Origin of the sequence: Ruminococcus sp. J1101004sp1_RTP21198st1_B9_RTP21198_201120, from assembly GCF_040924245.1 — a bacterium.
GTDB classification, from domain to species: Bacteria; Bacillota; Clostridia; order Lachnospirales; family Lachnospiraceae; genus Blautia_A; species Blautia_A faecis.
Map to the genome: position 1 here is coordinate 108467 of NZ_JBCOMI010000001.1, position 15873 is coordinate 124339.

Genomic DNA, 15873 nt, shown 5'->3' on the forward strand with positions numbered 1-15873 from the left:
TAATTATACACAATTTTTTTATTTTTAGGTAGTGAATTTTTTCATAAAATGCGGTATAGTAGAATGTATAGAATAGTCAGAATATATAAAGAAAAGGAGAAATCTATGTGGGAGTTATCAATTAACGGAGTGGATTTCTATCACATTGCCAATTGGTTTTATATATACAGCTTTCTTGGATGGCTGTGGGAAACCTGTTATGTATCGGTGAGAAAAGGCAAGCTGATAAACAGAGGCTTTATCAATGGTCCTTTATGTACCATATATGGCTGCGGAGCACTTGCTGTTTATCTGATTCTTCTTCCTGTAAGCGGGGATCTGCTTCTTTTGTTTGTGGGAGGAGTTGTAGTTGCAACGGCTTTGGAATATGTGACAGCAGCTCTGATGGAGAATATTTTCCATACGTCATGGTGGGACTACAGTGATAAGAAGTTTAATTTTCAGGGACGTATCTGCCTGGGATGTTCCCTTGGATGGGGCTTATTTACAGTAGGGCTTTTCAGAGTCCTTCATCCGGTGGTCTCTGATTTTGTAGAGCTTTACTCCAGAAAAACAGGTGAGATTGCAGTTTGTGTGGTCACAGTTGTTTACATAGTGGATTTCGCTTTCTCAGCTGCAGCTGCATTCCATATTCACGAGCGTATTCCTGCATGGGAGCAGGCGCTGGATCAGATGCGTGTAGAACTGCTTGTACAGGCACGTGAGAAGATGGAGAATCTGGAGGAGAGCAGCGGACTTTCCAGAGAGAGAATCAAGAAACAGCTGGAGAGCAAGCTGGGACGCCTTGATGATGTTGCTCTGATCAAGGAACTGGAAGAGAAGAGAACTGCTATGCTGTCAGATATCTCTGAAGAGCTTCAGAAGCGTAAAGAGGCTATGGCAGGAAAGGTCAGCCACAACATGCAGCGTTTTGTAAAGGCATATCCGAATTTGAACCGTGGATATAAGATCCATAAGAAATATGGATTTGGCAGGAGAAATAAAGACGCTGAATAAATACTCAGACAAAAGTGATATTAATAATATAAATCAAACAGACAATAAATCAGGTTGCTGCGGACAAAAGAGTCAGTAATCAATAAAATAAAGGCGGTGAATATTAGTGCGATTAACTTTTAAAGGAGGCGTACACCCCTTCGAGGGGAAAGAAATGTCAAAGGACTGTCCGGTGGAGAAATATCTTCCTAAGGCAGATTTGGCATACCCATTGTCCCAGCACATTGGTGCTCCGGCGAAGCCTGTGGTTGCAAAGGGTGACCATGTGCTTGCTGGTCAGATGATCGCTGAAGCAGGCGGATTTGTATCTGCTCCTGTTCATGCTTCTGTATCTGGTACAGTGAAAGGGATTGAGAAACGTCTGACAGCTACCGGAAGTATGGTAGATTCCATTATAGTGGAGAATGACGGACTGTATGAAGAGGTGGAATTCCACCCGGCAGATCCGGCTTCGCTTACTCGTGAGGAGATTATCGGAAGGATTCGCGACGGCGGTGTAGTAGGTCTTGGAGGTGCAGGCTTTCCCACACATGTGAAGCTTTCCCCCAAGGAGCCTGACAAGATTGAATACATATTGGTGAACGGTGCAGAATGTGAGCCTTATCTTACAAGTGATTACAGGCGCATGATGGATCAGCCGGAGAAGGTTGTGGAAGGATTAAAGATTGTAGTCGGACTTTTTCCAAATGCAAAGGGCTGTATCTGCATTGAGGACAATAAGCCAGATTGTATTGCCAGAATGAAAGAACTGGCTGCCGGAGTCCCGAATATCGAAGTAAAAGAATTGATGACCAAATATCCCCAGGGTGGTGAGCGTACCCTGATCTATGCAGTGACAGGAAGAGAAATCAACTCCTCCATGCTTCCAGCAGATGCCGGATGTATTGTAGATAATGTTGAAACAATATGCAGTATTTATGACGCAGTGGCACTTGGAAGACCGATCATGAAGCGGATTTTCACAGTAACCGGTAAGGGCATCAACCGTCCGGCACATTTTGAAGTCTGTACAGGAACGGATATGGCCGAACTGATCGACGCAGCCGGTGGCCTGAAGGAGCATGCCGGTAAGGTGATTTCCGGCGGTCCTATGATGGGATTTGCCATGTATGATCTTCATGTACCATGTGTGAAGACCTCTTCTTCCCTTCTGTGTATGCAGAGTGACCCGGTATCAGATGCGAAAGAGGAAGAGACAGCCTGCATTAACTGCGGACGCTGTGTAAGCGTCTGTCCCGGACATGTTATTCCGGCAAGACTTGCGACCTTTGCACAGCGCGGCGATATGGAGAGCTTCCAGAAGTTTGATGGAATGGAATGCTGTGAATGCGGCTGCTGCAGTTACATCTGTCCGGCCAAACGTCCGTTGACCCAGAGCATTAAGTCCATGCGTAAAATGGTTCTGGCAAGCAGGAAGAAGAAATAATAAGGGGGAAGAAATAAATGGAACAAATGTTTAATGTATCATCTAATCCCCATGTCCGGGCAAGGATGACCACTGCAAAAATCATGCAGCTGGTTGTCATAGCGCTTTTGCCTGCTGCCCTTATGGGAATTTATAATCATGGATTAAAGGCTCTTGCCGTTCTGGTGGTATCCACCGGTTCAGCTGCGCTTGCAGAGTGGTTATATGATCATTTTATGCACAAAAAGAACACTGTGAAGGATTTCAGTGCAGTGGTAACCGGACTTCTTATCGGTCTGAACATGCCGGCAGGAATTCCGCTCTGGATCCCGGTGCTCGGCAGTATTTTTGCAATTATTGTGGTAAAACAGCTTTTTGGCGGTCTTGGCCAGAACTTTATGAACCCGGCCCTGGCAGCCCGCTGTTTCCTTATGATTTCCTTTGCCGGCAAGATGACAGATTTTTCTGTATCAGACAGCTTTAAAGGTGCTGTTGACGGTGTGACAGGAGCCACTCCTCTGGCCGCTCTTCGTGACCATGGCTTTGTGGCAGGCTCCTCCGTTCCGGTTAAGAATCTGATTTTTGGTAATATCCAGGGAACCATCGGAGAGACATCTGTAATTGCCATTTTGATCGGTGCAGCAATCCTGCTTTGCTACAAAGTGATCAGCGCCAGAATTCCGTTGACCTATATTGGCAGCTTTGCAGTATTTGTGATCATCTATATGCTTGCTTCCGGCAAAGGCTTTGATGTAAATTATCTGCTCACCCATCTTTGTGGCGGTGGTCTTATGCTTGGTGCATGGTTTATGGCAACAGATTACGTTACAAGCCCCATTACACCAAAGGGGCAGTATGTATATGGCGTCTGTCTTGGTGTTCTTACCGGAATTTTCCGTATTTTCGGAGCTTCCGCAGAGGGCGTTTCCTATGCGATTATTTTCTGCAACCTGCTGGTACCTCAGATTGAGCGTTTCACCCGTCCGGTTGCTTTTGGAAAAGGAGGCGCGAAGAAATGAAAAATAAGATCGTGAAAGATACTCTTGCGCTGACCGTGATCACACTGGTTTCCGGGCTGCTTCTTGGTCTTGTAAACGATATTACAGCAGGTCCGATTGCAAGCCAGCAGGCGAAAGAGAAAGAAGAGGCATATAAGGCAGTATTTGCTGATGCAGCCAGCTTCGAGACAGTTACAAGCGGTGAGGATACGGATCTGGAAAGCTATCTGGATGAAAACGGTTTCAAAGCTCAGAATATTGATGAAGTCATGCTGGCAAAGGATGACCAGGGAAATGAACTTGGCTATGCCTTTACCGTAACAACCTCAGAAGGCTATGGCGGGGACATTCAGTTTGCCATGGGCGTTCAGGATGATGGAACTCTGAACGGAATTTCCATTTTATCCATCAGTGAGACCGCTGGTCTTGGTATGCGTGCAACTACAGATGATTTTAAAAATCAGTTCAAGGATAAGAACGTAGAGAAATTTACCTACACAAAAACTGGTGCCACCTCTGATGATGAGATCGATGCTTTAAGTGGTGCGACAATTACCACAAATGCCATGACAAATGGCGTCAATGCAGGACTTGCCGCATTCCGTTATGAGAAAGGGGGCAGCCAGAAATGAAAAAGAATACACCATCTGAACGACTGATAAATGGTATTATCAAAGAAAATCCTACTTTTGTGCTGATGCTTGGTATGTGTCCAACACTGGCCATCACCACATCTGCAATCAATGGTATCGGAATGGGACTTACCACAACGGTGATTCTGGCAGCATCCAACCTGATGATCTCCCTGCTCCGTAATTTTATTCCGGACAGTGTGCGTATGCCTGCTTACATTGTTGTTGTAGCATCCTTTGTAACAATTGTGCAGATGCTTCTCCAGGGCTTTATCCCGTTTTTGTATTCTTCCCTTGGAATTTACATTCCGCTGATCGTTGTAAACTGTATCATCCTGGGAAGAGCAGAGGCTTATGCATCCAAGAACAAACCAATTCCCTCACTTTTTGATGGTATTGGAATGGGACTTGGATTTACTTTAAGCATCACCTGCATCGGAGCAGTACGTGAGCTGATCGGTGCCGGCAGTATTTTCGGCAAACAGATCCTTCCTCTTGCAGACGCTGCAGCAGGAAAAATGGGCTATGAGCCGGTAACCATCTTTATTCTTGCACCTGGCGCATTTTTTGTCCTTGCATTTTTATCTGCGCTTCAGAACAAATTCAAGATTGGTGCTGCAAAACGGGGCATCGATCCAAGCAATCCGGATTGCAAGGGTGGCTGTGCTTCCTGCGGAAATTCCATGTGTTCGGGAAAAAGGGGGTAAGAGAAGATGAAAGAATTATTACTGATCATTGTAAGCTCTGCGCTGGTAAATAACGTAGTCCTGAGCCAGTTCATGGGACTTTGCCCTTTCCTTGGAGTCTCCAAGACTACAGATACGGCAGCTGGTATGGGCGGTGCGGTTATTTTTGTAATCACCTTGTCCTCCTTTGTAACAAGTGTGATCTACAAGCTGATCCTTCAGCCGCTTGATCTGACTTACCTTCAGACCATTGTGTTCATTCTGATCATTGCAGCACTGGTGCAGTTCGTAGAAATGTTCCTGAAGAAAAGTATGCCTTCTCTTTACAAAGCACTTGGCGTGTATCTGCCTCTGATCACCACAAACTGCGCAGTTCTTGGTGTGGCTCTTACAAACGTGCAGAAGGATTACAATATTCTGGAAGGCACTGTAAACGGTTTCGCAACAGCATTTGGTTTCTCCATTTCTATTGTGCTGATGGCAGGAATCCGTGAGAAAATTGCCTACAACGATATTCCGGAAGCTTTCCAGGGATTTCCAACCGTTCTTCTGACAGCTGGACTGATGGCGATTGCGTTCTTCGGATTTTCAGGATTAATTTAAGGAGGCGTCGGGATGAATATTAGTGCGATTATAGCAGCAACAATTCTGGTTGCAGCAGTAGGCCTCTTCATCGGTGTTTTTCTTGGAGCAGCCGGAAAAAAATTTGCTGTTGAAATTGATGAGAAGGAAGTTGCCATAAGAGAAGCTCTTCCTGGAAATAACTGTGGTGGCTGCGGATTTCCGGGCTGTGATGGTCTGGCAGCAGCAATTGCCAAAGGTGAAGCGCCTGTAAACCGTTGCCCGGTAGGCGGCGAGCCTGTTGGGAAAATAATTGCCGGTATTATGGGACAGGCGGCAGTTGAGACTGCCCGTCAGGTAGCTCATGTAAAATGCTCCGGAACCTGTGAAAAAGCGAAAGAAGAGTATATTTATACTGGAGTGGAAGACTGCGAGATGCTTCCTTTCGTGCCAAACGGCGGAGCAAAGACCTGTACATATGGCTGCTGTGGCTTTGGAAGCTGCGTAAAGGTCTGTCCATTTGATGCCATTCATATTGTAGATGGCATTGCAGTAGTAGATAAAGAAGCATGTAAAGCCTGTGGCAAATGTGTTGCCAAATGTCCGAGACATCTGATCGAGCTGATTCCGTACGACCAGAAAGTGGCTGTGGACTGCAGCTCCCATGATAAGGGCAAACAGGTGATGGATGCCTGTGAGATTGGATGTATCGGCTGTAAGAAGTGCGAAAAAACATGTCCAAACGGTGCAATTACCGTGGAAGATTTCTGTGCACATATTGATTATGAGAAGTGTACAGGATGCGGAGCATGTAAGGAGGCCTGTCCGAGAGGGGTTATCCGGGAGGCATAAAATAAAAATGAAAAGCCTGTATTTTCAGACTGTTGGCATAGAATGTAAATTATATGAGAACCAGCAGCTGGAATACAGGCTTTATTCTTGGGGGCGGAGCGTGTTTGAAAAATCATTTCTGCAAATTGTGACGCACATCTTGCAGAAAGCTTTTTTCAAACACGCTCTAAAGCCTTTCAGATAGCCATCTTTTTGTTTACGCTTTACTTCGTGTGTGATATGATGTTCCAATCAGGATTATATAATTGCAGATAAAGAATACTGCAAGGTTTTTTTATTAAATATCACACACAAAAGAGGAGACATGCATATGATTTGGAAATTACTTTGGCTGTTTCTCATCTATTCCTTCGCAGGATGGGTCCTTGAGACAGTTCTTGCTTCCCTGAAACAGAAAAAATTTGCAAACAGAGGTATTATCAATGGTCCATTCTGTCTGATCTATGGATTTGGCGGATTCTTCATTACCGCATTTACAAGAGAACTGACCGGTATCTGGCTGTTTCTTGGCTGTGCCATTGTAGCCTCCCTGCTTGAGTGGATCGCAGGACATTTAATTGAAATGTGGTACCATGAAAGATGGTGGGATTACCGGAAGATCAAATGGAATCTGGATGGATATGTCAGTGTTCCAACCTCCTGTGTCTGGGGTCTTCTTGGTGTATTTGTGATCAAAATTGGAAACGGGCTTTGTATGTCCTTATATGGCATGCTTCCAGGTCTTATAAGCAGAATTATCATACTGGTTCTTCTGGGCTTCCTTGCAGTGGATGCCATTGCCACGCTGACCATTCTTTTTGGACACAGCAAGAATCCTGAAAGATGGATCGCCGCTGACCGGGATATTGATTCCGTAACAAAGAAGCTTGGGGCAAAAATTGATGATGTTGTAAATCGTCGAATTACCAAAGCATATCCTCAGAAGCAGCACACGGAGAAAGAAGAGGCACATCCGGAGATTTTTGCCTACGGCTGCAGCTTTTATAAAATTGTACTGCTGTTTTTTATCGGCGCATTTCTTGGAGATATTACAGAGACTATTTTCTGCCGGATTACAGCTGGATACTGGATGAGCCGCAGCAGTGTGGTGTGGGGAGATTTCAGTATTGTGTGGGGCCTTGCCATTGCAGCAGTTACAGCTCTTCTCTACAAATACAGAAACCGCTCCCAGCAGTTCCTTTTCTGGATGGGCACATTTCTTGGCGGTGCCTATGAATATATCTGCAGTGTTTTCACAGAAATCGTATTTGGAACTGTATTCTGGGATTACAGTGATATCCCGTTTAACCTTGGTGGAAGAATCAATCTTTTGTACTGTTTCTTCTGGGGATTTGCAGCAGTGGCATGGTTTAAAATATTCTATCCGCCTGTTTCCAGGCTGATCGAGAAGATTCCGGTAAAAATTGGAAAAATCATTACCTGGCTTCTGATCATATTTATGCTTGCAGACGGAATTATATCCAGTGCAGCACTGGCACGTTATAATGCCAGAAGCAATGGAATAGAAGCTGCAAACAGTTTTGAAAGCTGGGTAGATGAACATTTTGATGATGGTCGGATGGCACAGGTATATCCGAAAGCGAAAAAAGTGGATTAGAACCTTTTTCAAATACGTGTCAAACCCAGATAAAAGTATTAATTGTAAAAACAATGTAAACTGTGTAAAGAATTAAAAAAAGAACAGAATGCACATGTGACAGTACTGTTAAATATGCGTCAAAAGACAGGAAACACTATTGTTTTCTGAAAATTAGAATGCTATACTCCTTTCGGACAAGGAAATAAGGGCCCGCAAGTTTCCTTCCTACATCTGAAAGGAGTATTTTATTATTATGAAAAGAAAATATATCGCCGCAATTTTAACTGTTTTTGCAATGACAACTGTTTGTTCCACAGCCTTTGGTGCTACTGAGCATTATACCGACAGCAGTGTAGTTGGAGCTGAGAGCGGCTGGGACGAATGGGTGGCAAACTGGGATGCAACTGCCACGGATTTTACAAAGGTTTCTCTTACCCCGGGAAAAGATGACACTGAACTGAACTTTGCATGGTACAGTGAAAAAACAGATGCAGCAGCAACACCGGTTGTTCACTTCGGAACTGACAAAGAGACTCTGGATACCTTCGAAGGAGAGGCTGGAGATGTTGACCAGGATCTTACCGGCGATAAAGCTTACGAATATAATCATGTAACCGTTACAGGCCTTGAGCCAAACACCACTTACTATTATACTGTTGAGAAAAATGGTGAGCAGACAGAGCCTGTTGAATATACAACAAAGGGTACTGACACAGTAAAAATGATCTATGTTGGTGACCCACAGGTAGGCGCTTCCAAGGGTCAGACACAGGACGGTGCTGAATTGGTTCCAGATGATGGGGCAGCAAACACAGCAGCCAGAAATGACGGATTTTCCTGGAATCGTACCTTAAATACAGCACTTGCAGAAAACCCGGACGTAAACTTTGTAATCTCTGCCGGTGACCAGGTAAACAAAACCGGTGCTGCAAAAGAGGAAGAGTATGCTTCTTATCTTAGCGCAGATGCACTTGCAAGCCTTCCAGTAGCAACTACCATTGGAAACCATGATTCCCTGAATCCAGACTACGCATATCATTTCAATAACCCGAACAACACAGAAAATGGAAAAACAGCAGCTGGCGGAGACTATTATTACAGCTATGGCGAGGGACTTTTCATTGTTCTGAATACCAACAATTACAATGTAGCAGAGCATCAGAATACTATCGAAGAGGCTGTAAAGGCTTATCCGGATGCAAAATGGCGTATCGTAACCATCCATCAGGATATCTACGGTTCTGGACTTGACCATTCTGATACAGACGGTATGATCCTTCGTACACAGCTGACTCCTGTATTTGATGCAAATGACATTGATGTAGTACTTCAGGGACATGACCATACATACAGCCGTTCTAAACTTCTTTATGGTGACGGACAGACTCACCAGAGCTATGAGTTCCAGTTAAATGCAGATGGAACTGATTATGACTGGGATCACGCTGCAAATGTTGAGACTGGCGAGCAGATCACTTTAAATCCGGAGGACGGCGACGAGGAAGCGAAGGCTGCACTTGACGCATTCAAAGAGGACAACCAGTGCTACACCATTGAAGATGTAGACGGCAATACCGTAACAGATCCACAGGGAACTCTTTACATGACTGCAAACTCTGCTTCCGGTTCCAAATACTATGAGCTTGTTTCCACACAGCAGGATTACATTGCAGCCCGCAGCCAGAACTGGCTTCCAAGCTATTCCATTATCACAATGGATGCAGAGAAATTTACCATTGATACTTATCAGATTACAGATGACGGAAGTGTAGAGGCAATTGATGATACCTTTACAATTGAGATAACTGCAAAATAAATTGCAGTAAAAGATATGCAAACAGCCCTTTTTAACACTTACTGTAAGCGTTTTTAACGCAGAAAAAAGTGTGAAAAGAGCTGGAAGCCAAGAAAATAAGTGACAGAAATGAGTAATAAAAATGAATCAGATGCAAAATAAAAACAACGCCGGACTTCGCTTTTCCCAAAAAGCAGTCTGGCGCTGTATCTTAGGAGTAATAATTGTATTATTTGGAGTTTTTGTTTACCAACTGAACCAGGTGGACAAAACAGAATTGGTTGTCCGTACAGGGCAGACCTTTGAAAAAGCAGAAGTGACAGAAATTCTTCAGGATAATCTGGAGGACAACGGAACCCGTGTGGGAGAGCAAAAGGTTCGTGTGCGTATGCTGACCGGTGTCCGAAAAGGAGAGGAACTTGAAATAACCAGCAGCTCCGGTTACCTGTTCGGCGCTGCATGTAAAGTTGGAATGAAAGTAATCGTGATGCAAAGTGTGGCTGGAGATACCACCATCGCCAGTGTGTACACCCAGGACAGGGAATGGGTGATCTACATTTTTGCAGCACTTTATCTCCTGGCACTGTGCGCTATAGGCGGACGCCAGGGTATAAAAGGATGTATCGGGCTTGTGTTTACCTTTTTCTGCGTGATCTTTGTGTATCTGCCACTGATCTATCGGAATGTGTCTCCTTTTGGAGCGGCCGTATTTATGTGCTTTATCACTACGCTGGTGACAATGTACATGATCGGCGGAGCTACTAGAAAAACCATAGCAGCCACGGCAGGAACCGTAGCCGGCGTAGTAATCGCCGGAATTTCCGCCTGGCTTTTCAGCATGGCATCTGGAATCACAGGCTACAATGTTTCCGATATTGAGACGCTGATGACCTTATGGAACACAAATGGAATCCAGGTAGGCGGTCTCCTTTTCTCAGACCTTCTTATTTCCTGTCTGGGCGCCGTGATGGATGTGGCAATGTCTGTCTGCAGTTCCATGTACGAAATCTATAATCAAAACCTGGCAATGAGCCGCGCCGACCTGTTCAAAGCCGGAATGCATGTAGCCCGTGACATGATGGGTACAGACAGCAACACTCTGATCCTAGCTTTTGCCGGAAGCAGTGTAAGCATGCTCCTCCTGGACTACGCTTACGACCTTCCTTACCAGCAGATTATCAACTCCAATAACATTGGAATCGCCATCATGCAGGGGCTGGCGGGAAGTTTCGGCATTGTGCTCTCAGTGCCGTTGACGGTTCTTATTTGTACGGTTCTTTATCATGGAAAAATTGTGAAAAAGGACTGTTAAGTATTTTATGACTGTTCGGGAAAAGATTAGTTTTAGCCGACTACCAGCGTTGGGGCCAGTCCTATTCCTAAGCAGACCATTTAAGCCGTGGTTTTAGTGAAGCCAAGATCCATGGCCTACGTAAACTTAGACGTGAAGGCTCTCCTGAACGTCTTAGTTGTAGTTGGCCATTAGCTTGGTGGAACGTTGCGGCGGTCCGCGTGGAATATGACTGGCTCCATCGCGTCCGTTTGAATTTATTTTTACCCGAATGAATGTTTGCTTTTTTTTATTAGATATGGTATGATGACAAAGAATTTCGAATATAACTCTTTACAATAGATAAAACAGGAGGTCCTCCCCATGATCTCATTCATCCGAGGAACAGTAGCAGACCTTACCGAGAATTCTGCAATCATAGAATCAAATTGCATCGGATTTGAAATAAATATGACCGGAAACGCACTGGCACAGCTACACATTGGACAGGAAGTGAAGCTTCATACTTATTTTCAGGTAAGAGAAGATGCAATGGTTCTCTATGGCTTTTTCAATAAAGATGATTTACAGGTGTTTAAACTTCTTCTTGGTGTAAACGGAGTTGGACCGAAAGCTGCTCTGGGAGTTCTGGCAGGAATCACTGCAGATGAGCTTCGCTTTGCTGTTCTTTCCGATGATGTGAAAACTTTGTCAAAAGCCCCTGGAATCGGTAAAAAAACAGCCCAGAAGCTGATCCTGGAGCTGAAGGATAAGCTCAGTCTGGAAGAAGCCTTTGAGCAGAAGCTTGCCAATGAACAGGTTCAGGCTACTACAGCTGCAGCTGGAGCAGGAATGACAGATGCCAGACAGGAAGCAGTTGAAGCGTTGGTGGCACTTGGTTACAGCAGTACAGATGCCCTCCGCGCAGTGCGTAAGGTGACAGATGTGGAGCCGACGGATGTAGAAGGAATCCTGAAAGCTGCGCTGAAGAATTTCTAGATCCTATAAATTTTTTCGCAAAGGGGTGCCATCGTGAATGGAATGCATCCCTTTATATAAATGCAAACATTAATTTCAAGAGGTAAAAAATGGACAATCGTATCATAACCACTGATGTTATGGAAGAGGATTTTTCTCTGGAAGGGAATCTTCGTCCACAGACCCTGGACGAGTATATTGGTCAGGAAAAAACCAAAAATACCTTAAAAATATATATTGAAGCTGCCAGACAGCGTCACGATTCCCTGGACCATGTCCTTTTCTATGGCCCTCCGGGACTTGGAAAAACTACCCTTTCCGGCATTATTGCCAATGAAATGGGTGTGCATATGAAAGTGACTTCCGGCCCTGCAATTGAGAAGCCTGGAGAAATGGCGGCGATTCTGAATAATCTTCAGGAAGGGGATATTCTTTTTGTGGACGAGATCCACCGCCTGAACAGACAGGTGGAAGAGGTGCTTTACCCTGCTATGGAGGATTTCGCCATTGATATTATGATCGGGAAGGGTGCTTCCGCCAGGTCGATCCGACTGGATTTGCCGAAATTTACCCTTGTAGGTGCTACCACCAGAGCCGGACTTCTTTCTGCGCCGCTCCGCGACCGTTTTGGTGTGATTCATCATCTGGAATTTTACAGTAAGAAGGAACTAACCACAATCATTATGCGTTCTGCCCAGGTACTTGGAGTGGAAATTGACGTGAAAGGTGCCGGAGAGATCGCCATGCGCTCCCGGGGAACCCCCCGTCTTGCAAATCGTCTGTTAAAGCGTGTCCGTGATTTTGCCCAGGTGAAATATGATGGAAGGATCACTTACGATGTTGCATGCTTTGCCCTGAACCTTCTGGAAGTAGATCAGTACGGCCTGGACAAACTGGACCGCCAGATCCTGACTACTCTTATTGTAAATTTCAAAGGCGGCCCTGTTGGACTTGACACTCTGGCAGCAGCCATCGGTGAAGATTCCGGTACTTTAGAAGATGTATACGAGCCGTACCTTCTGAAAAATGGCTTTTTGAACCGCACCCCGAGAGGGCGGACGGCCTCCGCACTTGCTTACGAACACCTTGGTTTTCCTGTTCCGGAAATATAAAAGATAAACTTTTGTAAAAAATCCTATACTTTTCAACACTTTTCGATTATAATAGGAGTGCTTACATAAATTATGATACGAAAAGATAGTAAACAGACTGGTTTTTCCGGACACATTGTGAGAATATTAGATTTACAGATAATATTCCACGAAAAGGTTACCGGCTATAGAATGAAAGCGACGGATTATTTTCGTGTAACAGTGTAAGGAGAATCTGGTAGTATAAAGATACAGGAGGCTTGAACGAATGGCGGTCAAGAATACAGCACAGGTGATCATCGGGGGTAAGATCATTACCCTGGGAGGATATGAATCAGAGGAATATTTCCAGCAGGTTGCATCATATATGAATAAGAAGATAGGAGAGCTGGAGACTGTGCCAGGATACGGCAGACAGCCTATGGAGACCAAGCATATGCTTCTCAGCCTGAATATTACAGACGATTACTTCAAGGCGAAGAAGCAGGTGGAGACTTACGAACTTGACCTGCAGCAGAAGGATCAGGAGATGTATGACCTGAAGCACGAGCTTATTTCCCTTCGCATGCAGATTGAAGAAGCACAGAAGAATGAGCAGGAAGCTCTTGACGGGAAGAATCTTCTGGAAGGTAAAGTAAAAGAACTGGAAAAAGAACTGGATGAAATGCTGAAATAATAGCAGGAGGGATTGCTTAGGTGATTCCTCTTTTCCTTTATCAGCAAATCGTCTGTCTGGCAGATAAGAGAAAAATGCCGTGGACTGAGGCGGTATTTTTTCTGCTGAGATCTGAGACTTTCACATAAAATGGAGGACAAACTTTGAACCAGAACAATATAGAATTGCTGGCTCCTGCCGGCTCCTACGAAGGCTTTGAGGCAGCGCTTGGAGCAGGCGCAGATGCCGTATATGTAGGTGGTACGATGTTCGGAGCCAGGGCATATGCCCAGAATTTTAATGAAGAGGAGCTTCTTCGGGCTATTGATGTGGCACATATTCATGGCAGGAAGCTATACCTCACTGTCAACACCCTGTTGAAAAACAAAGAACTAAATGAACACCTGGTTTCCTATTTGGAACCTTACTATAACGCTGGTCTTGATGCAGTGATCGTTCAGGATATGGGAGTATTTTCCCTTCTGAAGAGGGAATTTCCCAAGCTTCATCTTCATGCCAGTACACAGATGACGGTGACCGGCCCGGAAGGTATGAAGTTTCTGGCAGAACAGGGAGCAACCCGGGTGGTTGCAGCAAGAGAGCTGTCCCTTCAGGAGCTTTCACGCATGCATGAAGCCTGTCCAATTGAGATAGAGGCTTTTGTCCATGGAGCACTTTGCTACAGCTATTCAGGACAATGTCTGATGAGCAGTCTTTTAGGAGGCAGAAGCGGAAACAGAGGTCGTTGTGCCCAGCCTTGCCGTCTGCCGTACCAGGTGAAGAATTTCAGGGCAAAAGAGTATGGAAAAGGAGAATTCTGCCCGTTAAGCCTGAAAGATATCTGCACCATTGAAATTTTGCCTGAAATTATAGAAGCGGGAGTTACTTCTCTGAAAATAGAGGGCAGAATGAAGCAGCCGGCTTACACTGCTGGCGTTACCGGTATGTATCGGAAATATCTGGATTTTCTTTTTGAAAAAGGACCTGCGAATTATCATGTGACAGAAAAAGATAAAAAATATCTTCTGGATCTGTTTAACAGAGGCGGTTCCTGTACAGGCTACTATCAGATGGGAAATGGTCCTCAGATGATGGCTTTTACAAATGAGAAAAAAACAGGGGAAGTTTTCCTGGAAACGAAGCAGCTGAAAGAGAAAATCACAGGTGAACTTCACCTTGTCCCCGGTTCTCCGGTCCTTCTTCATGTTTCCTGCCAGGGAGAAGATGCATATGAATGTGTTGGAGAAGTACAATACGCAAAGAGCCAGCCGGTAACGGAAGAACGAGTGCGTCAGCAGATGGACAAGCTGGGAAACACCTCATTTATATGGGAAAAACTGGAAATTTATATGGAGGATTCCGTTTTTGTTCCCATGAAGACTTTAAATGAGGCGCGGCATCAGGCATTAGAGAATCTGAAGGAGAAGCTTTTACGAAAATACAGGCGAAATGTGGGAGACGAGCGGGTTAAGAGAATTGCAGAAGAGACTCCGGCAAAAATCCGTGATGTTGTGATTCATGATAATGTTCCCCGCAATAAAGAGGAATACATTCCGGTTTACGTGTCCTGTGAAAACGAGGATGCTTCTGAAGTCCTCTGCCAAAAGACCGGAATCCAGGGCATTTATCTTCCTTACGCATTAATGGAGAAACATTTGCAGACAGGTCTTGACAATGGAAAGGAAATGTACCTTTCTCTTCCTCATATTACAAGAGAAAATCCACCGGAAGGTTATATGGAGCAGGTGAAAAAGTGGCTGGAAGCAGGGCTGAGCGGATTTCTTGTGCGGAATCTGGAGTCCTACAGTGCACTGGCACAGATGGGACTGGCAGACAAGTGTGTGCTGGATCACTCCCTGTATACCTGGAATGATGAAGCCATCCGTTTCTGGAAAGATCAGGGAATCCTTCGAAATACAGTTCCCCTGGAGCTGAATGAGAAGGAACTTCGCCACAGGGAAAATGCAGGCAGTGAGATGATTGTCTACGGCCGTCTGCCTCTTATGCACAGCGCCCAGTGTGTACGCAAGAATACTTCCGGCTGCAATGGACAGGAGGAGAGGCTTGTTCTGAAAGACCGTTATGACAAGGAATTTCCTGTGGTCTGTTATTGCCGCCCATGGAAAATGGGAAATACAAAGGCGGCAGATTCATGTTATAATATCATCTATAACAGTCTGCCATACGGGCTTTTGAAGGAAGCAGGCAGGGTGGAAGAACTTGGTGTTTCATCTGTAAGACTGGCTTTTACCATAGAAAGCAGGGAAGAGACAGAACGGATCGTGGAAGATTTTGTGGCTGCATATCATGGCGGCCGGGTATCTCACGAATATGAGTTTACAAAAGGTCATTTTAAAAGAGGAGCCGAGTAAAGG

The 15873-nt window shown here is 45.0% G+C and carries 15 protein-coding genes; all 15 read left to right on the forward strand.

Translation table 11 applies throughout. The features are described 5' to 3' along the window. The first annotated feature begins 105 nt into the window (after positions 1–105). Positions 106–996 carry a putative ABC transporter permease gene (locus tag AB5618_RS00480; protein WP_173717753.1) on the forward strand — a complete coding sequence of 297 codons (891 nt, stop codon included), beginning with the start codon at positions 106–108 and terminating at the stop codon, positions 994–996. Positions 997–1096: 100 nt separating this feature from the next. After that, on the forward strand, positions 1097–2422 hold the full coding sequence (gene rsxC / locus AB5618_RS00485; RefSeq protein WP_256144057.1) for an electron transport complex subunit RsxC: 1326 nt from the start codon (positions 1097–1099) through the stop codon (positions 2420–2422). A gap of 17 nt (positions 2423–2439) precedes the next feature. Continuing rightward, positions 2440–3420 (forward strand): RnfABCDGE type electron transport complex subunit D, encoded by a 981-nt coding sequence (locus AB5618_RS00490; RefSeq protein ID WP_118578045.1) that lies wholly within the window; start codon positions 2440–2442, stop codon positions 3418–3420. Next, positions 3417–4031, forward strand: coding sequence for an RnfABCDGE type electron transport complex subunit G (locus AB5618_RS00495; RefSeq protein WP_118578046.1), 615 nt, complete (start codon positions 3417–3419; stop codon positions 4029–4031). Before AB5618_RS00490 ends, AB5618_RS00495 begins: the two co-directional genes overlap by 4 nt. Next, positions 4028–4738, forward strand: coding sequence for an electron transport complex subunit RsxE (gene rsxE / locus AB5618_RS00500; protein ID WP_118578047.1), 711 nt, complete (start codon positions 4028–4030; stop codon positions 4736–4738). Before AB5618_RS00495 ends, rsxE begins: the two co-directional genes overlap by 4 nt. A 6-nt stretch (positions 4739–4744) precedes the next feature. After that, complete coding sequence (gene rsxA / locus AB5618_RS00505) at positions 4745–5320, forward strand: electron transport complex subunit RsxA (protein WP_021925525.1); 576 nt, start codon at positions 4745–4747, stop codon at positions 5318–5320. 12 nt (positions 5321–5332) lie between these two features. After that, complete coding sequence (locus AB5618_RS00510; RefSeq protein ID WP_226815007.1) at positions 5333–6130, forward strand: RnfABCDGE type electron transport complex subunit B; 798 nt, start codon at positions 5333–5335, stop codon at positions 6128–6130. A gap of 114 nt (positions 6131–6244) precedes the next feature. Continuing rightward, the gene (locus tag AB5618_RS00515) at positions 6245–6385 is read left to right on the forward strand and encodes a DUF6783 domain-containing protein (RefSeq protein WP_368366431.1); all 141 of its coding nucleotides are present in this window, start codon (positions 6245–6247) and stop codon (positions 6383–6385) included. 55 nt (positions 6386–6440) lie between these two features. Continuing rightward, positions 6441–7727, forward strand: a complete 1287-nt coding sequence (locus AB5618_RS00520; RefSeq protein ID WP_148461995.1) for a putative ABC transporter permease — start codon at positions 6441–6443, stop codon at positions 7725–7727. Positions 7728–7962: 235 nt separating this feature from the next. After that, positions 7963–9525: a metallophosphoesterase family protein gene (locus tag AB5618_RS00525; protein ID WP_148461996.1), complete on the forward strand. Its 1563-nt coding sequence runs from the start codon at positions 7963–7965 to the stop codon at positions 9523–9525. A 121-nt stretch (positions 9526–9646) separates the two neighbouring features. Continuing rightward, entirely contained in the window at positions 9647–10816 is a 1170-nt protein-coding gene (locus AB5618_RS00530) for a YibE/F family protein (protein ID WP_368366418.1), read from the forward strand. Between the two features lie 342 nt (positions 10817–11158). Continuing rightward, on the forward strand, positions 11159–11773 hold the full coding sequence (gene ruvA, locus AB5618_RS00535; RefSeq protein WP_148461997.1) for a Holliday junction branch migration protein RuvA: 615 nt from the start codon (positions 11159–11161) through the stop codon (positions 11771–11773). Positions 11774–11862: 89 nt separating this feature from the next. Then, positions 11863–12864: a Holliday junction branch migration DNA helicase RuvB gene (gene ruvB / locus AB5618_RS00540; protein WP_148461998.1), complete on the forward strand. Its 1002-nt coding sequence runs from the start codon at positions 11863–11865 to the stop codon at positions 12862–12864. A gap of 247 nt (positions 12865–13111) precedes the next feature. After that, entirely contained in the window at positions 13112–13519 is a 408-nt protein-coding gene (locus AB5618_RS00545) for a cell division protein ZapA (RefSeq protein ID WP_148461999.1), read from the forward strand. 143 nt (positions 13520–13662) lie between these two features. Then, positions 13663–15870 carry a U32 family peptidase gene (locus tag AB5618_RS00550; RefSeq protein ID WP_173736109.1) on the forward strand — a complete coding sequence of 736 codons (2208 nt, stop codon included), beginning with the start codon at positions 13663–13665 and terminating at the stop codon, positions 15868–15870. The last annotated feature ends 3 nt before the right edge of the window (positions 15871–15873 follow it).